This window comes from Streptomyces rapamycinicus NRRL 5491, from assembly GCF_024298965.1.
Taxonomy (GTDB): Bacteria; Actinomycetota; Actinomycetes; order Streptomycetales; family Streptomycetaceae; genus Streptomyces; species Streptomyces rapamycinicus.
This window is the reverse complement of the sequence record NZ_CP085193.1, coordinates 8,054,623-8,075,452: the sequence shown is the minus strand read 5'-3', so window position 1 is coordinate 8,075,452 and position 20,830 is coordinate 8,054,623. Positions and strand designations below refer to the sequence as shown.

Here is a 20,830-nt window from a genome sequence, read left to right as displayed (position 1 = left end):
CCGCTACGAGCCGTTGAAGGCGCCCGCCGGGTCCGCCGCCGTCTCGCCCCGCGGAGTCGCGGGCTCGTCGTCCTCGCCCGTGAGGTCGCGTACGAGCAATGTCGCGCCCGCGACCGCGCCCGGCATCAGGAAGACCGCGACCAGCGGGATCAGGAAGAGGACGGACAGCGGGACGCCGAAGCCGAGGGAGAGGAGGCGGCGGGAGCGCAGCATGCGGCGGCGCTCCTTCAGCAGGACACCGCGGCGCAGCAGGGCGATCGACGTCAGCTCCTCGGTGAGGAAGAAGGCGGTCACGCAGAAGGCCAGGACGGGGATCACGGTCTGGCCGATCCCCGGGATGAAGCCGAGCGCGAAGAAGAGCACGCTCCAGAGGGTGACGCGGATGAGCAGCGCGATGGCCTCGCGCAGCCCTATCCACAGCTCCGCCCAGGTCGACATCCCGGACTCGGGCACCGCGCCGCCCTCGGTGCGGTCGACCGCTTCGGAGAGCGACTCGTAGAAGGGCTGGCCGACCAGCAGCGTGACCGCCGTGAACGTGATGATGGCGAGGAAGAGGCAGGTGGCGGCGAAGAGGATCGAGAGCGCGCCGCGGAAGACGCCGAGCCAGGGCGTGGACCAGTCGTCGGCGAAGGGTGTGGCCCATGCGATGACGTCATCGGTCCAGAAGAAGAGGGCGACGAGGGCCGCCGCGTATCCGACGAGGGTGATCAGGGCGGGAATCATCCCGAACCCCCACCATCTCCCGTGCCGGGCCGCCCAGCGCTGCCCCTTCATCAGATAACCGAAGCCACTCACAAGATCACGCATGGGCCGAAGCCTACTGCCGCCAGCTGAAGTCGACGGTGTGCGGATAGTGGTCGGACAGCGGCTTGCCGTCGCCGTCGAGGAAGGCCGTGTGCGCGTTGTGGTAGCGGGTGGCGGTGAGGGAGAGTCGCGGGCCGGAGCGGTAGAGAACCTTGTCCACCACCTCGCAGGTGTCGGTGACGTTGTCCGGGTCGCAGACGAGGGCGTCGGAACCGGCGGGCGGGGCCGAGCCGCCGCGTACGAGGTCCACCCAGGCGTCGGTGAGGCCGTTGCGGGTGGCGAGGTCGCGGATGTTGTCGGCGGTGCGGGTGTAGCGGGTGTTGGTGTCGCCCATGACCAGCACCGCGTTACCGGTGGAGTGGGCGGCCATGTAGTCGGAGAGCTGGGTGATGTTGGCCCGGCGGGCGGCGAGGTCGGCGTCCGTCGTCCCCGCGTTGGGGTGCAGGTTGTACAGATCGAGGTAGGCGCCCTCGGCCAGCCGCACCCGGGCGAAGGTGAAGCCCTTCGGGGTGAGGCAGTCGGTGCCGTTGCACCTCTTCCACTTCACCCGCTCGAAACCGTCGTACGGCAGGTCGGAGAGGGTGTTCAGACCGTCGCCGAAAACGGCGGGACCGCTGGTGGGGGTGCGGTACGGGTGGTCGTCACCGGCGTAGAGCGCGGCGTGGTAGTTGAAGTCCTCCTGGACGTTGACGATGTCGTACGCCCCGAGCCGGGGCGATATCAGCGGGGTGTTCTTGGCGGGGTGGCTGGAGGACAGGCCCTCGGGGAGCCCCGCCACGTTGTAGGTCAGCACGTTGAACGTGCCCGAGGTGGCCTGCCGGGTCCCGGCGTCCGCCACCGCGGGCGTGGTGCCGGATGTCGTGCCGGTCGCGCAGAGGGTGAGCGCCGCCGCGGTGGCGACGGCCAAGCGTCCGATGAGTCTCACGGAGATGTCCTCTCGGCTGATGAACCTCAGAGCTTTCCCGCGCCCGCCTGGGCGGTGACGGTGGCCACGACCGAGGACGCCGGTTCCGCCGTGTACGCGTACGGCGGGGTGGTGAAGCTGCCCGTCCGGGAGACCTCGGTGGCCGCCCCGCCCAGGTCGTTGCCGCGCAGCACCGCATAGCCGTCGACATCGCTGTCCCGGCTGGTGGTGACGGCCACTTCGGTGTCGCGGAAGACGTTGTTCTCGACCAGCGTCTGCGCGCCCATCCGGGAGTGCACACCGGTCTCCGCGCCCTGCACGTAGTTGTCGTAGAAGTGGCCGGTGCCGAAGCGCAGGCTGGGGATGCGGGAGTAGACGTCTGAGAACCAGTTGTGGTGGTACGTCACCTTGAGGTGGCCGGTGTCCTCGGCCGCGTTGTTGTCGCTGTGGCCGACCAGGCTGCCCTTGAAGTGGTCGGCGAACTTGTTCCAGGAGACGGTGATGTTGTCCGAGCCGTGGTTGATGTCCAGCAGGCCGTCGTAGTAGTCCTTGTCGTGGTCGCGGTCGGCCGAGAAGGTGTTGTGGTCGATCCACACCTTGGTGGACTTCTGCACGGTGATGCCGTCGGACGGCTTCCGGGGCTTGCTGATGTCGAGGTTGCGGACGATGACGTTCGTCGACTCCTTCAGCCGCAGTCCGCCGCCGGTGAAACCGGAGCCCGAACCCACGCCCAGCACGGTGGTGTTGGAGCCGAGGTCCACCTGGCCGGTGAGGGAGATCAGCCCGGAGACCTTGACCACCTTGGCCTGGTCGCCGGTGACGGCGGACTTGAAGGCGTCCAGGGAGGTCACGGTGGTGGCGGTGGCGTTCCCGCCGCCCGTGGTGCCGGCGCCGAAGCCGATGGGGGTGGTCTCGGCGGCGGGGAGTGCGTTTCCGGAGCGTGCGGCGGTGGTGTGCGTGGTGCCGGAGCGTGCGGAGTCGGCCGAGTCCGCGCCATGGGCGGAGACCGTGGAGAGGCCGCCGAGGGCGAGCGCCGCGGTGACGCCCGCGGCGACCGCGGTCAGCCGGCGTCGGTCGCGGGCGGTGACGCGGTTGACGTCAATGACATCGTCGCCGTCCGTGGTGCCGTGGTCGTGCGTGGTGCCGTGGTCGTGCGTCGAGCGCATGGGGGAGTCCTCTCATTCGGAGGATCTCCACACGGGAGGGTAATCGCTTGCGGGATGAGCGAGGGTGAGCGGCAAGCACGCTGATCACAAAGGCCGGTGGAGATCGCCAAAGGTTGCGGCTCTGACGGTGCAGGGCCCTGGCGCCGGGCGATGTGGTCAGGATCGCCCCGGCGGACAGCGGCCATCCCGGAAGAAGCTAGTAAGCGCTTGTCGCACTGTCAACACCCGTACGAGGTAAGGGAGTTGGCCGTATCGAGAGTTGACGGGCAGGGACTTTGCCGAATCCACAGGCGCCCCACAGGGATCTCCCCTACATTTCCATGCTCATGACAGACTTATCCCCCGCCCCCATGGGGCGCCGAAGAGTACTGCTCGCCGGAAGCGCCGCCGCGGCGGCCATCGGAATCGGCGCGGGCACGGCCGCCGCCCGCCCGGAGTCGGCGACGGCGAGTGATACGGCCGCCGGGTCCGCGGCCACCGGGACCACCACGGCCGCCGGGGCCCGCGACACCGCCGCCATCTGCACGCTCACCAAGGAGCTCACCGAGGGTCCGTACTACCTCGACCACGCCCTCGTACGAACGGACGTCGCCGAGGACAAGAAGGGAGTCCCGCTCGAGCTCGTCCTCACCGTCGTGGACACCGCCACCTGCGCGCCCCTCGACAAGGCGCTGGTGGAGATCTGGTACTGCGACGCGCTCGGCGAGTACTCCGGCTTCGTCGGCAACAACGGCCACCAGGAGCCGGACAACGGCAAGTTCCTGCGCGGCGGCGTGCTCACCGGCACCGACGGGGTGGCCAGGCTCACCGGGATCTACCCCGGCTGGTACCGGGGCCGCTGCGTCCATGTCCACCTCAAGGTGCACACGGGTGTCACCCTCACCCCGGACGGCTCGTTCACCGGCGGCAACGAGATCCACACCGGTCAGCTCTTCTTCGACGAGAAGATCACCGAGGCGGTGGCGAAGCTCTCCCCGTACTCCACCAACACCGTCCCCCGCACTCCCCTGTCCGCCGACGGCATCTACGGCAACGGCGGCACCGCCGCCGGGCTGCTCGCCGTGACGGCGCTGGGCAGCACGCCGGCCGCCGGTTATCGCGGCACGCTCACGGTCGGCGTCGACCCGGACGCCTGACCGGGCGCCGCACCGCGTCACCCGCACCCCGTCCCCCGTCCACGCCCCGCCCGGCACCCCGGGCGGGGCCTTCAACCCGGGGCGCTCAGGCCAGGCGTATGACGTTCCACGACATCGGCTCCAGCGTGGTGCGCAGGGCGCCGTCCGCGAGCTCCGTGCCCTCGCCGGGACGCGGGGTGACGCGCTCGGGGTCGGTGAGGGTGTTACGGGCCTCGGGGTCGGCGTCTGCGAGGACGGCGTGCTCGACCACGCGGGTCACCGGGAGGCCGTGCAGGGCGACCTCCAGCGGGAGCGGCCGGTGCTGGTCGCGGTTGACCGCGAAGACCGTCACCGCGCCGGTGGCCTCGTCGAGCACGGCGGTGGCGTGCAGCAGCGGCACCTCGCCGTAGACGGGGGTCTGGTACGTCGGGCTGTCGACGTCGACCCGCAGCACCCGCCCGCGCCCGTGCGCCGACGCCTGCGCGAAGGGGTAGAAGGTGGTCTGCCGCCAGGCGGGGCCGCCCGGTTCGGTCATGATCGGGGCGATGACGTTGACCAGCTGGGCGAGGCAGGCGACGGTGACGCGGTCGGCGTGGCGGAGCAGGGCGATCAGCAGCGAGCCGACCACGACGGCGTCGGTGACGGAGTAGTTGTCCTCCAGGAGGCGCGGGGCCTCCTCCCAGTTGAGCGGCTCGGCGTCGTGGTAGTGGGTCTGGTACCAGACGTTCCACTCGTCGAAGGAGAGGTTGATCCTCTTCTTCGACTTCAGCCGGGCGCCGATGTGATCGCAGGTGGCGACGACGTTCTCGATGAAGGACTCCATGTCCACGGCCGAGGCGAGGAAGGAGTCGCGGTCGCCGTCGCGCTCCTCGTAGTAGGCGTGCAGGGAGATGTGGTCCACCAGGTCGTAGGTCTGTGCGAGGACCGTCGCCTCCCAGGTGGCGAACGTCGGCATCGACTGGTTGGAGCTGCCGCACGCCACGAGCTCCACACCCGGGTCGATCTGCCGCATCGCGCGGGCGGTCTCGGCGGCGAGCCGTCCGTACTCCTCGGCCGTCTTGTGGCCGGTCTGCCAGAGGCCGTCCATCTCATTGCCCAGGCACCACAGCCCGATGCCGTACGGATCCTTGTCGCCGTGGCCGATCCGGAGGTCGGCGAGGGCGGTGCCGGACGGGTGGTTGGCGTACTCCTGCAGTTCGAGGGCCTCGGCGACACCGCGGGTGCCGAGGTTGAGCGCCATCATGGGCTCGACGCCGGCCTTACGGACGAAGTCGATGTACTCGGAGAGCCCGAACCGGTTGGTCTCGGTGGAACGCCAGGCCAGATCGAGCCGCCGCGGCCGCTCCTCGACCGGCCCGACACCGTCCTCCCACTTGTAGCCGGAGACGAAGTTGCCCCCCGGATACCGGATGACGCTGACGCCCAGCTCCCGGATCAGCGCGAGGACATCGGTACGCAGCCCGGCCTCGTCGGCGGCCGGATGGCCCGGCTCATGGATGCCGGTGTAGACGCAGCGTCCGAGGTGCTCGACGAAGGAGCCGAAGAGGCGGGGGTTGACGTCGCCGACGGCGAAGGCGGGGTCGAGGGTGAACCGGGCGGAATCGGTCTGCGGCATGACGGCCCATCTCTTCGGGTGTCGCGACTGCGCATGTGCGCGCCCGCGCGACTATTCGACATATCGACCAGCGCTCGTTTCTTCGAACGCGACCGTAAGATCTCGCCACGGCGTGCGTCAATGGCAGGACGGCGCCGGGGTGTCCGGGCTGAGCGGCCCGCGCTGGGGGATACCCCCCTTCCGATCCTGGGGTGCGCCGGATCGCCCCCCACCGGGGGCGAAATTAGCGTTCGGCCATGACTTCGACTCCGCGAAGGCGCCTCGCCGTGGCACTCGGTGTCGCTGCGCTGCTCGCCGCCGAGGTGGCCACCGCCGCCGCCCAGCCCACCGACCAGCCCGCCGCCCAGCCCGCCGCCCGCTCCCCCGGCGAGCGGCTGCGCCAGGACACCGAGGCGATCCACGCCCTCGGGGTCAGCGGTGTGCAGGCCCGCGCGATCGCGCCCGACGGCCGGCAGTCGGTCGCCACCAGCGGCACCGCCGACCTGAACACCGGCCGCCCGGTCCCTTCCGACGGCTACTTCCGCATGGCCAGTACGTCCAAGACGCTGGTCGCCACCGTGGTCCTCCAACTGGAGGCCGAGGGCGAACTCTCCCTGGACGACACCGTCGACCACTGGCTGCCGGGAGTGGTGCGCGGCAACGGCAACGACGGCAGCCGGATCACCCTCCGCCAACTGCTCCAGCACACCAGCGGCATCCACGACGACCTGCCCGGATACACCACGCCGGAGGAGTACTACCAGCAGCGCCACGACGTCCACGGCCCCGGGCGGCTGGTGGCCCGCGCCATGGCCCACGCGCCGGACTTCCCGTCCGGCGAGGGCTGGGCGTACTCCAACACCGGCTATGTCCTGCTCGACATGATCATCCAGAAGGCCACCGGCCGACCCGCCCACCAGGAGATCGAGCACCGCGTGCTGCGCCCGCTCGGCCTCGACCGGACCCGCTGGATGGGCACCTCGCCCACCCTGCCCCGGCCGCACGCCAGGGCCTACCAGCTCTTCGGCCCCGGTTCCGAGGTGGACGTCACCGACCAGATACCGGTGGACCACGAGAACCTTTCGTGGGTCACGACCACGCGGGACGAGAACCGCTTCCTCCGCGCGCTGCTCGCGGGCCGCCTGCTGCCGCCGCGGCAGCTGGCCGAGATGAAGCGGACCGTCCCCGTGAGCGCGGAGGTCCAACGGCTGTGGCCCGGCGGCCGATACGGGCTCGGTCTGGTCGAACGCCCGCTGAGCTGCGGCGGAACCTACTGGAGCCACGAGGGCGGGGACGGCGGCTACATCACCCTCAACGGCGTCACCGACGACGGCGGGCGAAGCGCCGTGGTCTCCATGTCCGAGGCGCGCGGCGACACCCCGGAGCACATCCTGGACCAGGAGAACGCGGCCAGTGCTCTGATCGACCACGCGCTGTGCCTGGGAGGCCCCCGCACCCGGTGAGCGGAGACGCCGGGCGGAGGCGCCGGGCGGAGGCGCCGGGGGCCCGGGCCTCCGTACCCGCTCAGCCGGTGTGAAGGATCCGAAAGCGACCGGGTTCCGCCGGATCCCGATCGACGACCTGGACCGGCGGCCAGGTCCATTGCCACACGCCGCTGCCCGAGGTGCGGGAGAACCGGATCCGCCCGCGGGTGCCTTCGACCGCGACGCTCGGCCAGGACGCGGCGACGCCCGCCCGGTCCGTGCCCTGGGCACGCAGCACCTCGGCGAGGACGGCGACCGTGTCATAGCCCTCGAAGGCGACAAAGGAGGGCGCCGCGGCCAGCCGCTCGCGGAGGGCGGTCTCGACGCGTGCGCCGAATGGGGTGAGGCGCTCGGGCAGATAGCGCAGAAACGGGATCGCGGCGCCGTCGGCGCCCAGCGAGCCCGCCCATTCGGCGAACTCCGGCTGTCCGGCGGGAGCGCCCATCACGATCTCGGCGAGGCGCTGGTCGCGGCGTACGGACGTAACGATCGACACGGCCGGCTCCGGGTGGCCGACCAGGAGCAGGAGGGCCGTCGCGCGATGGGCGACGAGTTCGTCGCACACGGCCGCGGGGGCGAGCGCGCGCATGTCGAGTTCGATGACGGTGCCGCCGCGTGGCGCGAGATGGTCCCGCAGGACACGGGCCCCGGACGCCCAGTAGACACTCGGCTCGGCCGCCACGGCGATGCGGCGGTGGCCCGCGCCGAGGAGGTAGTCCGCGTAGATCCGCCAGCCGTGGGACTGCGCGGGGGCGAGGCGCGCGACCCAGTCCGTCGGCTGGTCGGTGAGCGCGTCGAGAACCGCCGACGAGCAGAGGAACGGCAGGCCGAGGGCATCGGCCCGGGCGGCGGCGGCACGAGCGACGACGCTGTGGTACTCCCCCGCCACGGCGGCCACGCCCAGGTGGGCCAGTTCGTCCACGGCCGCCGCCGCCCTCCGCGGATCGGCCGCGGTGTCCCGGACCACCAGCTCGATCGGGCTTCCGGCGATCCCGCCGCCGTCGTTGACGTCGCGTACGGCCAACTCAAGGCCCGCGAGCACGTGTTGACCCGCCTCGACCCAGCCGGGCCGGGTCAGCGGGACAAGAGCACCGATCCGGACGGATGATCCGTCCCGCCGTGGCGGGCGTGCCTGGGTGACCATGCCGGACATTGCATCCGCCGCCGGCACCGCCAGGCAACCGATTATGCGTTCGCCGCCCCGCCGGGCACCCCGCCCCGCCGGGCACCCCGCCCCGCTCGGCCACGCCCCCTACGACGGGCGGATGCCGGTGTTGGACAGCCTCAGCCGGAGCTCCCGCTCCTGGTCGCCCGCCACCGCGCCCTGCTCGCGCACCTCGAAGGCGCGGGCCAGGACGTCCGCCATCCGCCGCACCGGGAGGGGGCCGCCCTGGAGGTCGGCGGTGACGGGGGCCGTCAGGGAGACCGGGTGTGGCTCCGCGCGTGGGTCGGCCACCTCGAACACGGACGTCCACACCGTGGGCCGCCCCTCCCCCGCGTCCTGCGGAAGGTTCGTCGTCGCCTGGTCGGAGGCGTAAGCCGTACGCAGCACACCGAAGACGGCCTCGGCGTCGTCCCGCGAGATTCCGCTCACCGCCACCAGCACCTGCGAGGCGGATCGAGGCTGTTCCGGACCGGCCGTCGTGGACATGGGGCCACCTTCCCGTCGTTCCGAGCTCTTTCGGCTCCCCGGGTACCCGCCCGCCCCCGGCCCATCACCTCGTGAGCGATCCCTTGACCCACCTCACCGCCGCCTCTAGCGTGCGGCCGACGTTACGGAAACGTTCCGGAACTTTCCGGAGCCGGGAAGGGAAGTTTTCGTGATCACTTCGGTCCGCACAACCCTCGTCGGCACGCTCACCGCCGCACTGCTCCCGCTCATCACACCGTCCGCCGCCGCGGAACCACTCCGCGGCGGCACCGTGGATTTCGGAAGGCATCTCCAGCCGATCGACGGTTTCGGCTTCTCCCAGGCGTTCCAGCGCGCCGATCTGATGCACGGCGCACAGGGGCTGACCCCGGAACACCAGCGCGAAGTGCTCGATCTGCTGCTGAACCGCGCCACCGGCGCCGGGTTGAGCATTCTGCGGCTCGGCATCGGCTCGTCCTCCGACGAGGTCTACGACCACATGAAGTCCATCCAGCCCACCGACCCGGGCGGCCCGGACGCGCCCCCGCGCTATGAGTGGGACGGCGACGACGGCGGCCAGGTGTGGCTGGCCAAGGAGGCGCGGCGGTACGGCGTCAAGCGCTTCTACGCCGACGCCTGGAGCGCGCCGGGCTATATGAAGACGAACGGGACGGACGCAGGCGGCGGCACGCTGAAGGCGGAATGGCGACGGGCGTACGCCGACTACCTGGTGCAGTACGCGAAGTTCTACCGCCAGGAGGGCGTACGCATCACCGACCTCGGCTTCACCAATGAGCCGGACCTCGCCACGTCCTACGCCTCGATGCGGTTCACCCCGGAACAGGCGGTCGAGGTGATCAAGGCGATCGGCCCCACGGTGCGGCGGGCCGGGATCAATCTGCTGTGCTGCGACGCGGCCGGATGGGACGAGCAGGCGTCGTTCTCCACCGCGATCGAGGCCGACAGCACCGCCGCGGACCAGGTCGCGGTGCATACGGGCCACCCTTATGTCACCCCCTCCGACCAGCCGTTGCCGACGAGCCGCCGCACCTGGATGTCGGAGTGGAGCCCCAACGGGACGACGTGGAACGAGGCGTGGGACGACCACAGCGGTTATGACGGCTTGGCGGTGGCGGAGGCGATCCACACGACGCTCGCGGACGCGGAGGCGAGTGGCTATGTGTACTGGTTCGGCGCGTCGGTGGGCGCCACCCGGGGGCTGATCCAGCTGGGCGGCCCGGACTACCACGTCTCCAAGCGGCTGTGGGCCCTGGCCGCGTACAGCCGTTTCATCCGGCCCGGGGCGGTACGGGTCGCGGCGGACTCCGGGACGGACTCCGGGACGGACGGCGTGAAGACGACGGCCTTCCGGAACCGGGACGGCCGACGGGTCCTGGAAATCCTCAACACCGGTGAGGAGCCGGTGCGCGGGGACTACGCGCTACGTGGCGGAGGAGACGGGGGCCGAGACGCGCGGGGCGCGGGCATGGTCTACCGGACGGATGGGACGCATGCGCTCAGCCGCGTCGGAACCGCGCGGGTGCGCGACGGACGGCTGGCGGTCGGACTGCCGGGGCGTTCGCTGACGACGGTGGTACTGCGATAGCCGGGGCCGCCCCTGCCACACGGGTGGCAGGGGCGGCCGTGCTGTCGGCCCTTGAGCCGTCAGTCCTCGAAGGCGACGATCATCTTGCCGGTGTTCTCCCCACGGAGCATCCCGAGGAAGGCGTCCACCGCGTTGTCCACGCCCTTGATGACGGTCTCGCGGTAGTGCAGCTTGCCCTCGCGGATCCAGCCGCCGACTTCCTGGAAGAACTGCTCCTGAAGGTTCTGGTGGTCCCCGACCAGCATGCCCTGGATCCGCAGCCGCTTGCCGATGACCATCGCGAGGTTGCGCGGGGCGGGGGTCGGCTCGGTGGTGTTGTACTGCGAGATCATGCCGCAGACGGTGACCCGGCCGTGCACCTTGAGGCGGCTGATGGCGGCTTCGAGGTGCTCACCGCCGACGTTGTCGAAGTAGACGTCGATCCCGTCCGGCGCGGCCTCCTTCAACTGGTCGGCGACCGGGCCGCTCTTGTAGTTGAACGCCGCGTCGAAGCCGTACTCGTCGAGCAGCACCCGGACCTTCTCGTCCGAACCGGCGCTGCCGATCACCCGCGAGGCGCCCTTGAGCTTGGCGATCTGACCGACCTCACTGCCGACCGCGCCCGCCGCGCCCGAGACGAAGACCGAGTCGCCCTCCTTGAAGGAGGCGACCTCCAGCAGCCCCGCGTAGGCGGTGAGACCGGGCATGCCGAGCACCCCGAGGTAGGCGGGGAGCGGGGCGATCTCGGGGTCCACCTTGACGGCGCTCTTGGCGTCCACCGTCGCGTACTCGCGCCAGCCGCCGAAGTGCAGGACGTGGTCGCCGACGGAGATGCCCTCCGCGTTGGAGGCGACGACCTTGCCGACCGCGCCGCCCCCCATCGGCTGGTCCAGCTGGTACGGCGGCGCGTACGACTTCACGTCGTTCATGCGGCCGCGCATGTACGGGTCCACCGACATGTAGAGATTGCGGACCAGCGCCTGCCCGGGGCCAGGCGTGGCGACCGGGACCTCGCGCAGCGCGAAGTCCTCCGGCTTCGGCCACCCCTGGGGGCGGGCGACCAGGTGCCATTCACGGCCGGTGGTGGGGATGACGGACATGGAAGGAGCCTCTCCTACGTTTCAGCAGATGAAACAATCATGGTGCTGGATATTTCATGTTGTCAAGTAAATGGGTACCCTGGTGGGCATGACGTCCCGCATCGACCCGCTGACCCTCGAGGTCGTCGAGCTCATCGGCACCATCGTGGCCCGTTATCACGAGGAATACGAGGAGGCGGCGGCCAAGCACTCCCTGACCGGGGCACAAGCCCGGGTGCTGGGCCTGCTGACCGGCGGCCCGACACCCATGCGACGACTCGCCCAGCAGCTGAAGTGCGAGCCGTCGAACGTCACCGGGATCGTGGACCGCCTGGAGTCGCGCGGCCTCGCAGAGCGCCGCCTGGACCCGGCCGACCGCCGGGTCAAACTGGCCGCCGCCACCGAGGCGGGCCGCGAAACCTCCGCACGGCTCCGGGGCTCACTCGACTTCGCACGCGAACCCCTGGCGGAGCTCTCGGACGAGGAGCGGACGGTACTGCGCGACCTGCTCAAACGAATGCTGGGCAGCGCGCCGTAGAGCCACGCCGCAAGGCCCGCGCCGCGCAGGCCCATCACCGGGACGCCCGGGTACGGGTGCCCGGCGGGCCACGCGGAGGAGCCGCTCCCCGATGCCGAGGGAAGGGGCCGAGCCCCCGGTCGGGGTCTGGGGCGGAGCCCCCGGGCCGGGGTCTGGGGCGGAGCCCCAGTTTCGGGAAGGGGCGGGGAGGGGAACAGCTCGCCGCAGGCGGCACGATCGGCCGGACACCCCTAGGTGCACCACCACAGGAAGCGCTGGCAGGTCTCCGTGGGCGTCGGGGTCGGCGTCGGGGCGGTGGTCGCCGGGGCGGTGGGCCTCGGGTTCGGCGGGGTGGTGGGCCGGTGGGTCGCGCCGGAGCCGCCCGGGGCCGACGGGGAGTCGTCCGACGGGTCGGAGGACGACGCGTGGTCCGGATCGGGCGAGGTGTCGTCGTCCCCGTCCTTGGGCGACTTTCCGTCCTTGTCCTTGCCCTTGGGCGACTTTCCGTCCTCGCCGTCCGCCGCCGAGGGGCCCGCGCTCGGGCCCCTCGTGTCCTGGACGATCGTCTCGGCGGATTCGGTCACGCCGCCGTCGCGGTCGGCCACCGGCTCCTGCCGCCTGGGTGCCGGGGAGGACTCCCGCCAGTGCCCCTCGGTGGCCAGCTCGGCCACGAAGACCGCGACCAGCACCGGGCCGAGCACCGACGCCAGGATCGCCACCCGGCGTCCCCGGCCCCGGCGGGCCCGGCGGGCGCGGCGGCCGAAGAGGCCCCGGGACTTGGGTTTCCGGCGCGACGAAGCACGAGTGGTGCCGGAGGCGCGGGAGGCCTGGGCCGCACGGCGGTCCGCCCGCCGTTCCGCCCGTGTGGCGGGCGCCTCGGCCCCGCCGCCCTCGTCCGCCGCGTCCGACGCGGCAGAGGGCAGCCCGAGTTCCTCGACGGGCCTCCCGCATCCAGGGCAGGAGACGGCACCGTTGAGATGGCGGCGACAGGGAGAGCAGTAATCCATTTCGCCGGGCAGGTTATGTGACCAACGGGTAGGTCAGCAGGACGCGGGGTGTGAGGATCCTGTGCAAAGAACCGTACGAAAGCCCTCGTCAGGCCCCTGTCTTCCGGCGAACCGGGGACGGCCGGGAACGGTCGGCGACGGCCGGGGCCCGCGCGGCCGCGCTCAGCCGCCGAAGGCGGGCTGCGCCAGACCCTGCCCCACACCCCGGATGACCAGCAGCGACCCGGCGAGCGGCGGCGCGGAGGCGCCGAGGCCGACGCGTGCCGAGGTCAGATACAGATCGGTGAGGTCCGCACCGCCGAAGGCACACGCGGTCGGGCGCGGGAACGGCAGCTCCACCACCCGATCGAGTGTCCCGTCAGGGGCGTAGCGGCGGATCGCGGCGCCGTCCCACAGGGCGACCCACACCGCTCCGTCGGCGTCCACGCACAGCCCGTCCGGGAAGCCCGCGCCCTCCTCGATCTCGGCGAACGGCCTCCGGCCCGAGACCACCGGGCCATCGGGGTCCGCGACGTCGAAGACGTCGATACGGCGGGTGGGGGTGTCGATGTAGTACATGAGGCGGCCGTCCGGGCTCCAGCCGATGCCGTTGCTGACCGTCACCTCCGGCAGGAACTCCGCATGGGAGCCGTCGGACCCGATCCGGGAGAGCGTGCCGCCGCCGGCCCCCTCGTCGTAGCGCATGGTGCCCGCCCACAGCGAGCCGTCGGGTGCGACGGCGGCGTCATTGCCCCGGCGGCCGGGGACCGCCTCGCGCAGCAGCCAGCCGAAGCCGCCGTCCGCCCCGTACACCCCGATGCCGTCGCGGAGGTTGACCACCAGGCCGCCACCCGCGCGGGGCTTGGCCGCGCCGACGTGCTGCTCGGTGCCCAGGGTGGTACGGCGGCCGGTGGCGGGGTCGTAGGTGTGGACGCGGGAAGAGAGGATGTCCACCCAGATCAGCCGCTGGGCGGCGGCGTCCCAGGTGGGTCCCTCACCGAGCACGGCGCTCGCGCGCACCGCGACCTCGAGCGATGGCCGTGTGCTCATATGTCCCGCCTCCGATGTCCCAGCCGCACCGACAGTTCACCCGCGCCCTTGGCCGCGAGCTCCTCCAGCTCGGCCTGGCGCTCATCACTCCAGCGGATCGTCGGCACCGAGATCGACAGCGCCGCGACCACCTTCCCCGCGGAGTCCCGTACGGGAGCCGCCACGCAGTTCACATCCGGGTTGGACTCCCGCTGCTCGACCGCGACGCCGCGCTCGCGCACGGTGGCGAGGTGGCGGCGCAGTTCGTCGGGGGCGGTGATGCTGTTGTCCGTCATCGCGGCCAGCGGCTGATCGCCGGACAGCCGCGCGGCCAGGGCGTCCTCCGGGAGGGAGGCGAGCAGCATCTTGCCGACCGAGGTGCAGTGGGCGGGCAGCCGGCGGCCCGCGGCGGAGACCATGCGGACGGCGTGGGTGGAGTCGACCTTGGCGATGTAGATGACGTCCATGCCCTCGAGGATCGCGACGTGCACGGTCTCGTCGCAGGTCTCCGCGACGCTCCGGGCCACCTGCTGGCCCTCGGCGGCCAGGTCGAGCTGCTCGGCGTAGCGGCTGCCCAGCTGGTACGGCCGCACTCCGAGCCGATAGCGGCCGGGCTGGTCGGGAACCTGGACCAGATAGGAGCGGGCGGCCAGAGTGGTCACCAGCTCATGGACCGTCGTACGGGGCAGTCCGAGCCGACGGGTGATCTCGGGTGCGGAGAGCGTGCCGTCCCCGTCCAGGAAGAGCTCGAGTATGTCCAGAGCCCGTGTCACCGCGGGCACCAGGCGTCCCATAGTGCTCGCCCTCCCCTTCTGGTCCAGATGGCAGGCGTTCGAGATTCCGGCCGGTGGCCGGTATCGCGAACACAGATTATGCGGAGGGGACTTCCCCCGGCAATGGTCCGGCAAAGGCACGATGCGCCGGAAAGCGCTTGCGCCACCGGATGAGAACGTACCCGTACGCCACGGCACGGCGAGCCCGTACGCCACGATAGGAGCCATGGATTCCGCGCCCGGCTCATTCGCTCAGCCCGATTCGTTCCCCGCCCCCTTCCCCTTCGTCCTCGTGCTGCTGCGCCGGATGGCCGACCATCAGCCGGGGCTGGTCGAGGACGCGCTGCGCGAGCTGGGCTTCGGGCGTGCGGTGATGCGCGAGGCCAACCGCCGCTGGCAGGCCATGCAGCGCTCGCCGCGGCGGCGGGCGGCGGTGGCCCGCTACCGCTCCGTGCTGGGCCCGCCCGAGTCCACCGCCACCCGCCGGATCGGCGATCTGACCTGCGAGGCGCTGAGCTGGTCCGTACCGCTGTGGCCGGATCTGCGGTTCGAGGTGCTCACCGCGCCGAACGGGGCGGTGTGGAACGAGTGGCTGGTGCGCGCTCCGGGCGCGCCCGGGCCCCGGCTGCGCAACGCCGCCGACCTCATGCCCTGGTCCTGCACGGTGGACGAGGTGGCGCGCGCCTTCGCGCCCGCACGGCCCATGGAGGGCTCGGCGCCCACCCGCTGGCGGCTCGCCTTCGACGCGCCGGAGGCGGAGAACGGTGAACTCCGCCACTATGTGGCGGAGTTCACCTGGGGACTGCTGCAGCGTATGGAGGACGTCAGGCCAGCTTCGCCGACAGCGTGATCTCCGTACCGGCGAGCGCCTGGCTCACCGGGCAGTTCTTCTTGGCGTCCTCGGCCGCCGCGGTGAACGCGGCCTCGTCCAGGCCCTCCACCGTGCCCTCGACGGTGAGGTGGATACCGGTGATCCCGGTGCCGGGCTGGAAGGTGACCTCGGCCTGGGTGGTCAGCTGGGTGGGCGGGTTGCCCGCCTGGGTGAGGCCGTGCGAGAGCGCCATCGAGAAGCAGCTGGAGTGGGCCGCCGCGATCAGCTCCTCGGGGCTGGTCTTGCCGTTGGCCTGCTCGGCGCGGGACGGCCAGGAGACCGGCTGCTCGCCGATGCCGGAGGAGTCGAAGGTGACGGTCCCCTTGCCCTCGGCCAGATTGCCCTGCCAGACGGTGTGCGCGGTACGCGTCGTAGCCATGCTCGCTGTTCCCTGCTTCCTGTCGGACGTGCGGTATGCGTATACGGTCGGAGACGATCAACCGGCGGGGGTGCCACCGCTCGCGGTCGCACCCTGTCCGGAGATCGACTCCGAGCCTACGTTCCAGGCGACCATGGCCGGGCGACCATGCTCACTTCCCAGTCGACTCACGGTCGCGGTGTCGAGCCGGAAGAGCGCACCGGCGGACGGCGGCAGGCCCAGCCGCCGGGCGGTGAGCACCCGCAGGACGTGGCCGTGCGCCACGAGCACCACATCGGCGCCGTCGGCCGACTCCAGCTCGGGGGCGATCCGGGCGAGCACCCGGTCCACCCGGGCCCCGATCCGCTCGGGTGACTCACCGGGTTGGCCGGGACCGGCCGGCGGCACGCCGTCGGTCCACAGGTTCCAGTCGGGGCGGGTGCGGTGGATCTCGTCGGTGGTGATGCCCTCGTAGCCGCCGTAGTCCCATTCGCGCAGGTCGGGCTCGACGGTCAGATCCTCGAGCCCGGCGAGCCGCGCGGTCCGCAGGGCCCGGTCCATCGGGCTGACCAGGATCAGCCCGATCTTCCGCGCGGCGAGCGGTCGGCGCAGGGCCCGTGCCTGCTCCTCACCGCGCGGGGTCAGGGGCAGATCGGTCCGGCTGGTGTGCCTGTGCGACCGGCTCCACTCGGTTTCACCGTGCCGGACCAGCAGCAGCTCAGCCACGGTCGCCGGATGCCTTCTCCTCGCCCGCGACGCCCTGCTCCTTCTCCTCGTCGATGGCGTGCTTCTCGTTCGCCGCGGCGGCGATGGAGGCGCGCACCGTGTCCATGTCCAGGTCGCGGGCCTGGCCGATGAGGTCCTCCAGGGCCGGCTCGGGGAGCGCGCCGGGCTGGGCGAAGACCGCGATGTTCTCCCGCACGATCATCAGCGTGGGGATGGACTGGATGTCGAAGGCGGCGGCCAGCTCGGGCTGGGCCTCGGTGTCGACCTTGGCGAACAGCAGATCCTGGTGGCGCTCGGCTGCCTTCTCGTAGATGGGCGCGAACATCCGGCACGGCCCGCACCAGGAGGCCCAGAAATCAATCAGTACGAATTCGCTCCCGGACACGATCTCGTCGAAGTTGTCCTTGGTGAGCTCGACGGTGCTAGTGCTCATGCCTGCGTTACCCGCTTCCGTACGTCGGCAGATGCCACATGCACGGTAACCCCGCCACCGCCCGCCGTTATTCCGGGCCGGTGGCGGGCCGGCGCCGTTTCCAGGGCTAGCCCGTCCGGAAGCGTATGCCCAGGTCGGCGGGGGTGAAGTGGCGTACGTTCCTGGTGGAGAGCCCACGGTCGGTCCCCCGGAGGATCCAGAAGCCGCCCGTCCTGCCGCGGCCGTAGCCGGGCGCGGCGGCGACCACGTCCTCGTGTCCGTCCCCGTCGACGTCGAGCAGCGGGGGCTGCGGGGCGAAGGCGTCGAAGCCGTACTGGGTGTGCCGACCTGGCACCCCCGGGGTGTCCAGGTCCAGGGACTGGACCTCGCCGCGCTCCCGGCCGTGCCCCTGGCCGTGCTCCCGGTGCGAGCCCTTGTCGCCCTGGTCGGGGGCGTACTCGCCGCCGCGCCCGTGCCGTGAACCGGGCAGCAGGGTGAGCCGGCCGTTGCCGTAGTTCTTCTCCGGGGTGGCCACGACGAGGTCGGGGCGGCCGTCGCCGGTGATGTCGCCGACGGCCGGGGAACCGCCGAACCCGTCGCCGCGCCGTGCGTCACCGGGCATGCCAGGGCCGGACTGATCCACGGTGAGATCCGCACGTCCCCGGCCCAGACCGGACTTGGCGCCGTGGACGACGGTCAGCCGCCCGGAGCCGCGGTGGCGGCCGGGGCCGAGCGTCCCCTGGCCGGGTGCGAGCAGATCGTCGACCCCGTCGTGGTCGGCGTCCCCGGCCGCGGGCTCGCGCGGACCGTCCTCCGTGCCGAGGGCGTGGGCCAGGCGCGCCTCGGGCCGCTTGTCCCGCACCAGGCCCTTGGGGCCGCCGCGGTAGTGGGCGACGGGGGTGTCGAGGGGGGCGGTGTCGCCGGGGTCCGGCTGATCCGCCTGGCCGAGGCCGTAGCGGTAGGTCAGCACCACATCGGTGCGGTGGTCGCCGTTGAAGTCCCCGGCCGTGGCGGTGGCGGGTGCGCCGCGACGGGGCCGGTCGGTGGGGCCGGTGGGGAGCGGGGCGGTACGGGCGGGGTGAGCCTTGGCGCCGAACGGCCCGTACAGCACGCGTACGGCACTCCGGCCTTCGCCCCGGCTGTCACTCGGGCCGTCCGCCGCCGAGGTCAGCAGGTCGGCCGCGCCGTCCCCGTCGAAGTCCCCCACGGCCAGCGCCAGGAATCCGGCCCCGCCGCCGCCGAGCGGGCGTGGCGCGGTCAGCCCTCGGGGGCCGCCGCGCAGCACCACCGTCTCCCCCTTCCGCTCGGCCCGCGGCGAACTCCCGTGCCGGAACCGCGCCGTCACCAGATCGGTGAATCCGTCCCGGTCGAGATCGGTACGCAGCAGGGGGCCCACGTAGTCGTCCTCGGCGCCGTTCACGACGAGGCGGTGCCGCGGGTCGAGGCCGTGCGCCCCGCCGTAGACCACCGCGAGCCGGGCGGGCAGCGGTCCCCGGGAGGCGCTGGTGGGGCGGATGGCGGTGGCGAAGTCGTCGTAGCCGTCGCCGTTGAAGTCCCCGAGCGAGGCACCGGCCGCCCCCTTGGTGGCCCCCTCCACCGGCCTCCGCCTCTCGTGGCCGCCCTCGCTGCACCCGGCGAGCAGCACGGCCACGGCCACGGCGGCGGCCACGACGGGAACGGACGAACGCACGGCGGCACCTCGCAAGGCGGATCGAGCGGACGGGCTTCACCGCTCAAGGACTCCAGGGAGCGCGCTCGGGTTGCTTCGCGGCCGCCCCCGCCAAATACACGCGACACCGGGCCCCGACCTTGCGATCATGACGCCTGCCCCCTGGCCCCTGGCCCCTGGCCCCTCGACAAGAAAGGGCGATGCGCGATGCCGGCCATACCCGCCGACCCGACCGTGCTGCACCCGATGCCCGAGCAGCCACGGGTGGTGCTGCTCAAGCCGCTGATCACCTCGCCGCTGATCGAGGTCGGGGAGTTCTCGTACTACGACGACCCGGATGAGCCCACCGCGTTCGAGACCCGCAATGTGCTGTACCACTACGGGCCGGAGCGGCTGGTCATCGGGAAGTTCTGCGCGCTGGGCGAAGGGGTGCGGTTCATCATGAACGGCGCCAACCACCGCATGGACGGCCCGTCCACGTTCCCCTTCCCCATCATGGGCGGCTCGTGGGCCGACCACTTCGACCTGATCACGGGGCTGCCGGGCCGGGGCGACACCGTGATCGGCCATGACGTCTGGTTCGGATACCGGGCGATGGTGATGCCCGGCGTGCGCATCGGCCACGGCGCGGTCATCGCCTCCGGTTCCGTGGTGGTGGACGACGTTCCCGACTACGGGATCGTCGGCGGCAACCCGGCCAAGCTCATCCGACGCCGCTACGACGACGAGGACATCGCCCGGCTGCTGGCCCTCGCCTGGTGGGACTGGCCGATCGACCACCTGACCGCCCATATCCGCACGATCATGTCCGGAAGCGTGGACGAGTTGGAGGCGGCGGCCCCGCACTAGGAGCTGTCCGACGGACCGTGACGCCTGCGACGGCCTGCTCCCCACCCCGCCCCTTCCCACAACTGGGACTCCGCCCCAGCCCCCGGCTACTCCCCTACCCGCCCCTTCCCAACACCTGCCGACATGCGTCTCCGCCACGTGCGGGGCTCCGCCACGTGCGGGGCCCGCCGAGCCCGGGACCCCGCCGAGCCCGAGGCCCCGCCAAGCCCGGGGCTCCACCGAGCCCGGGACTCCGCCGAGTCCGGCGCCCCCGAGCCCGAGGCCCCGCCAAGCCCGAGGCTCCACCGAGCCCGGGACTCCACCGAGCCCGGGACTCCGCCCCTGGGCGCCGGGGGCTGGGGCGGAGCCCCAGTTGAGGGAGGGGCGGGTAGGGGAAAAATCCGCCGGGCACCCCGCAGCCCCGCCCCCCATCAGCTCTCGAGACTCATGTACAGACGAGTCCCACGCGCCTCAAAACCCACGCGTTCGTAGACGCGGCGGGAGCCCTCGCCCGAGTACTCCAGCCAGACCGACCGGGCTCCCCGGGCGAACATCGTCTCGGTCAGCGCGGCGGTGACCGCGGCGGCGATACCCCGGCCGCGGAAGGCGGGCCGGGTGCCCACGCCCGCCAGTTCGGCGGTGCCCACGGCGGGAGCCGAGCAGGTGGCCCCGCCCGCGCAGCCCCCGTCGGGCGCCCGGACGAACCGGACCGCGCCGCCGTCCTCCTGGACGCGGCGCAGCCGGGCCGCCCACTCCTCGGAGGCGGCGAACTCACTGGCGAACGCCTCGGACAGCGCGGCGTCGATCGCCCGGTAGTCCTCGTCCGTGGCCGGAACCGCCACCGGAACGGCCGCCGTGCCCCGCGGAACGGCGAGCCGTTCCGGAGTGCACACCAGATACGCGTGCGTGGCCTCCACGCCGAACCCCGCCTCCCGCACCGCGGGCTCCACCTCGGGCGCGGCGTCCGGCGCGAACTCGAGCCGGGGCTTGAGCCCGCGCACCCGGAACGCCCCGATCAGTTCCATGACGTCCCGGGCGGTGGGCCGGGCGCCGGGAAGAGGGGTCGCGTAGTTGATGTACGGGCTGGTGGTGCCGGGGTCGAACCCCGCCACAAAGCCCCCGGCCTCGACAAGCACGGGGCGGCGGCGGAGGTTGGCTACGGCGAAACTCTGGACGTCAGTGCCCATGGTGATGTGACCTCACGGATCAACGCGGCGAAAGGCGCCGCGGAAGGAAGCGGTGTACGGATGCGTGGGGCCGCCGTGAGGAGACGGGTTGTTGGCACCGATCGCTCAGTGCC

20 protein-coding genes and 1 pseudogene are annotated in these 20,830 nt (G+C 72.0%); 6 read left to right on the top strand and 15 right to left on the bottom strand.

Features of this window, described 5'->3' with window-relative positions:
* Nucleotides 1-3: 3 nt before the first annotated feature.
* The 3 genes and pseudogenes from LIV37_RS33640 to LIV37_RS33630 form a co-directional block, all read right to left on the bottom strand.
* Nucleotides 4-807 (bottom strand): EI24 domain-containing protein, encoded by an 804-nt coding sequence (locus tag LIV37_RS33640; RefSeq protein WP_121824202.1) that lies wholly within the window; start codon nt 805-807, stop codon nt 4-6.
* Between the two features lie 19 nt (nt 808-826).
* Nucleotides 827-1,729: pseudogene (locus tag LIV37_RS33635) on the bottom strand (exonuclease/endonuclease/phosphatase family protein); the annotation flags it as partial.
* A gap of 26 nt (nt 1,730-1,755) precedes the next feature.
* Nucleotides 1,756-2,874, bottom strand: a complete 1,119-nt coding sequence (locus LIV37_RS33630) for a pectate lyase family protein (protein ID WP_020871544.1) — start codon at nt 2,872-2,874, stop codon at nt 1,756-1,758.
* Nucleotides 2,875-3,194: 320 nt separating this feature from the next.
* Here LIV37_RS33630 and LIV37_RS33625 point away from each other — a divergent pair, with 320 nt between their 5' ends.
* Nucleotides 3,195-4,010: an intradiol ring-cleavage dioxygenase gene (locus LIV37_RS33625; protein ID WP_121824203.1), complete on the top strand. Its 816-nt coding sequence runs from the start codon at nt 3,195-3,197 to the stop codon at nt 4,008-4,010.
* An 85-nt stretch (nt 4,011-4,095) separates the two neighbouring features.
* On the opposite strand, the gene arfA is transcribed toward LIV37_RS33625, so the two are convergent.
* Nucleotides 4,096-5,604 (bottom strand): arabinosylfuranosidase ArfA, encoded by a 1,509-nt coding sequence (arfA, locus tag LIV37_RS33620; protein ID WP_020871542.1) that lies wholly within the window; start codon nt 5,602-5,604, stop codon nt 4,096-4,098.
* A gap of 236 nt (nt 5,605-5,840) precedes the next feature.
* Between arfA and LIV37_RS33615 the strand changes: the two genes are divergently transcribed.
* Nucleotides 5,841-7,046, top strand: coding sequence for a serine hydrolase domain-containing protein (locus LIV37_RS33615; protein ID WP_121824204.1), 1,206 nt, complete (start codon nt 5,841-5,843; stop codon nt 7,044-7,046).
* A gap of 61 nt (nt 7,047-7,107) precedes the next feature.
* Here LIV37_RS33615 and LIV37_RS33610 read toward each other — a convergent pair whose 3' ends face one another.
* The gene (locus LIV37_RS33610) at nt 7,108-8,220 is read right to left on the bottom strand and encodes an ABC transporter substrate-binding protein (RefSeq protein WP_020871540.1); all 1,113 of its coding nucleotides are present in this window, start codon (nt 8,218-8,220) and stop codon (nt 7,108-7,110) included.
* A 99-nt stretch (nt 8,221-8,319) separates the two neighbouring features.
* On the bottom strand, nt 8,320-8,718 hold the full coding sequence (locus tag LIV37_RS33605) for a hypothetical protein (protein WP_020871539.1): 399 nt from the start codon (nt 8,716-8,718) through the stop codon (nt 8,320-8,322).
* Between the two features lie 169 nt (nt 8,719-8,887).
* Between LIV37_RS33605 and LIV37_RS33600 the strand changes: the two genes are divergently transcribed.
* Nucleotides 8,888-10,303: a glycoside hydrolase family 30 protein gene (locus LIV37_RS33600; RefSeq protein WP_020871538.1), complete on the top strand. Its 1,416-nt coding sequence runs from the start codon at nt 8,888-8,890 to the stop codon at nt 10,301-10,303.
* A 59-nt stretch (nt 10,304-10,362) separates the two neighbouring features.
* Here the strand turns inward: LIV37_RS33600 and LIV37_RS33595 are convergent, their stop codons facing one another.
* Complete coding sequence (locus LIV37_RS33595; protein ID WP_020871537.1) at nt 10,363-11,382, bottom strand: NADP-dependent oxidoreductase; 1,020 nt, start codon at nt 11,380-11,382, stop codon at nt 10,363-10,365.
* 88 nt (nt 11,383-11,470) lie between these two features.
* Here LIV37_RS33595 and LIV37_RS33590 point away from each other — a divergent pair, with 88 nt between their 5' ends.
* On the top strand, nt 11,471-11,899 hold the full coding sequence (locus LIV37_RS33590; RefSeq protein ID WP_121825115.1) for a MarR family winged helix-turn-helix transcriptional regulator: 429 nt from the start codon (nt 11,471-11,473) through the stop codon (nt 11,897-11,899).
* A gap of 230 nt (nt 11,900-12,129) precedes the next feature.
* Here the strand turns inward: LIV37_RS33590 and LIV37_RS33585 are convergent, their stop codons facing one another.
* The 3 genes from LIV37_RS33585 to LIV37_RS33575 all read right to left on the bottom strand — a co-directional run bounded on the left by LIV37_RS33585 (nt 12,130) and on the right by LIV37_RS33575 (nt 14,687).
* Complete coding sequence (locus LIV37_RS33585; protein WP_148717782.1) at nt 12,130-12,885, bottom strand: SCO2400 family protein; 756 nt, start codon at nt 12,883-12,885, stop codon at nt 12,130-12,132.
* Nucleotides 12,886-13,047: 162 nt separating this feature from the next.
* Nucleotides 13,048-13,914 (bottom strand): SMP-30/gluconolactonase/LRE family protein, encoded by an 867-nt coding sequence (locus LIV37_RS33580; RefSeq protein ID WP_020871534.1) that lies wholly within the window; start codon nt 13,912-13,914, stop codon nt 13,048-13,050.
* On the bottom strand, nt 13,911-14,687 hold the full coding sequence (locus LIV37_RS33575) for an IclR family transcriptional regulator (RefSeq protein WP_020871533.1): 777 nt from the start codon (nt 14,685-14,687) through the stop codon (nt 13,911-13,913). The genes LIV37_RS33580 and LIV37_RS33575 overlap by 4 nt, the downstream gene beginning before the upstream one ends.
* A 205-nt stretch (nt 14,688-14,892) precedes the next feature.
* Between LIV37_RS33575 and LIV37_RS33570 the strand changes: the two genes are divergently transcribed.
* The gene (locus tag LIV37_RS33570; RefSeq protein ID WP_020871532.1) at nt 14,893-15,516 is read left to right on the top strand and encodes a hypothetical protein; all 624 of its coding nucleotides are present in this window, start codon (nt 14,893-14,895) and stop codon (nt 15,514-15,516) included.
* Here the strand turns inward: LIV37_RS33570 and LIV37_RS33565 are convergent.
* From LIV37_RS33565 to LIV37_RS33550, 4 genes are all read right to left on the bottom strand, one after another.
* Nucleotides 15,491-15,916 (bottom strand): OsmC family peroxiredoxin, encoded by a 426-nt coding sequence (locus tag LIV37_RS33565; protein ID WP_020871531.1) that lies wholly within the window; start codon nt 15,914-15,916, stop codon nt 15,491-15,493. The genes LIV37_RS33570 and LIV37_RS33565 overlap by 26 nt on opposite strands.
* 57 nt (nt 15,917-15,973) lie before the next feature.
* The gene (locus tag LIV37_RS33560; protein WP_020871530.1) at nt 15,974-16,621 is read right to left on the bottom strand and encodes a histidine phosphatase family protein; all 648 of its coding nucleotides are present in this window, start codon (nt 16,619-16,621) and stop codon (nt 15,974-15,976) included.
* A complete protein-coding gene (gene trxA, locus LIV37_RS33555) occupies nt 16,614-17,054 on the bottom strand; it encodes a thioredoxin (RefSeq protein ID WP_020871529.1) in 441 nt (146 codons plus the stop codon). Before trxA ends, LIV37_RS33560 begins: the two co-directional genes overlap by 8 nt.
* A 106-nt stretch (nt 17,055-17,160) precedes the next feature.
* The gene (locus LIV37_RS33550; protein ID WP_020871528.1) at nt 17,161-18,723 is read right to left on the bottom strand and encodes an FG-GAP and VCBS repeat-containing protein; all 1,563 of its coding nucleotides are present in this window, start codon (nt 18,721-18,723) and stop codon (nt 17,161-17,163) included.
* A 186-nt stretch (nt 18,724-18,909) separates the two neighbouring features.
* On the opposite strand from LIV37_RS33550, the gene LIV37_RS33545 reads away from it, so the two are divergent.
* Entirely contained in the window at nt 18,910-19,551 is a 642-nt protein-coding gene (locus LIV37_RS33545; RefSeq protein WP_020871527.1) for a CatB-related O-acetyltransferase, read from the top strand.
* A gap of 410 nt (nt 19,552-19,961) precedes the next feature.
* Here LIV37_RS33545 and LIV37_RS33540 read toward each other — a convergent pair whose 3' ends face one another.
* Nucleotides 19,962-20,717, bottom strand: coding sequence for a GNAT family N-acetyltransferase (locus LIV37_RS33540; RefSeq protein WP_020871526.1), 756 nt, complete (start codon nt 20,715-20,717; stop codon nt 19,962-19,964).
* Nucleotides 20,718-20,830: the final 113 nt, after the last annotated feature.

Excerpts from the sequence above, each read along its gene's own strand:
- LIV37_RS33640 (WP_121824202.1), bottom strand. The coding sequence starts at position 807 with ATGCGTGATCTTGTGAGTGGCTTCGGTTATCTGATGAAGGGGCAGCGC.
- LIV37_RS33630 (WP_020871544.1), bottom strand. The coding sequence starts at position 2,874 with ATGCGCTCGACGCACGACCACGGCACCACGCACGACCACGGCACCACG.
- LIV37_RS33625 (WP_121824203.1), top strand. The coding sequence starts at position 3,195 with ATGCTCATGACAGACTTATCCCCCGCCCCCATGGGGCGCCGAAGAGTA.
- arfA (WP_020871542.1), bottom strand. The coding sequence starts at position 5,604 with ATGCCGCAGACCGATTCCGCCCGGTTCACCCTCGACCCCGCCTTCGCC.
- LIV37_RS33615 (WP_121824204.1), top strand. The coding sequence starts at position 5,841 with ATGACTTCGACTCCGCGAAGGCGCCTCGCCGTGGCACTCGGTGTCGCT.
- LIV37_RS33610 (WP_020871540.1), bottom strand. The coding sequence starts at position 8,220 with ATGTCCGGCATGGTCACCCAGGCACGCCCGCCACGGCGGGACGGATCA.
- LIV37_RS33605 (WP_020871539.1), bottom strand. The coding sequence starts at position 8,718 with ATGTCCACGACGGCCGGTCCGGAACAGCCTCGATCCGCCTCGCAGGTG.
- LIV37_RS33595 (WP_020871537.1), bottom strand. The coding sequence starts at position 11,382 with ATGTCCGTCATCCCCACCACCGGCCGTGAATGGCACCTGGTCGCCCGC.
- LIV37_RS33590 (WP_121825115.1), top strand. The coding sequence starts at position 11,471 with ATGACGTCCCGCATCGACCCGCTGACCCTCGAGGTCGTCGAGCTCATC.
- LIV37_RS33585 (WP_148717782.1), bottom strand. The coding sequence starts at position 12,885 with ATGGATTACTGCTCTCCCTGTCGCCGCCATCTCAACGGTGCCGTCTCC.
- LIV37_RS33580 (WP_020871534.1), bottom strand. The coding sequence starts at position 13,914 with ATGAGCACACGGCCATCGCTCGAGGTCGCGGTGCGCGCGAGCGCCGTG.
- LIV37_RS33575 (WP_020871533.1), bottom strand. The coding sequence starts at position 14,687 with ATGGGACGCCTGGTGCCCGCGGTGACACGGGCTCTGGACATACTCGAG.
- LIV37_RS33570 (WP_020871532.1), top strand. The coding sequence starts at position 14,893 with ATGGATTCCGCGCCCGGCTCATTCGCTCAGCCCGATTCGTTCCCCGCC.
- LIV37_RS33565 (WP_020871531.1), bottom strand. The coding sequence starts at position 15,916 with ATGGCTACGACGCGTACCGCGCACACCGTCTGGCAGGGCAATCTGGCC.
- trxA (WP_020871529.1), bottom strand. The coding sequence starts at position 17,054 with ATGAGCACTAGCACCGTCGAGCTCACCAAGGACAACTTCGACGAGATC.
- LIV37_RS33545 (WP_020871527.1), top strand. The coding sequence starts at position 18,910 with ATGCCGGCCATACCCGCCGACCCGACCGTGCTGCACCCGATGCCCGAG.
- LIV37_RS33540 (WP_020871526.1), bottom strand. The coding sequence starts at position 20,717 with ATGGGCACTGACGTCCAGAGTTTCGCCGTAGCCAACCTCCGCCGCCGC.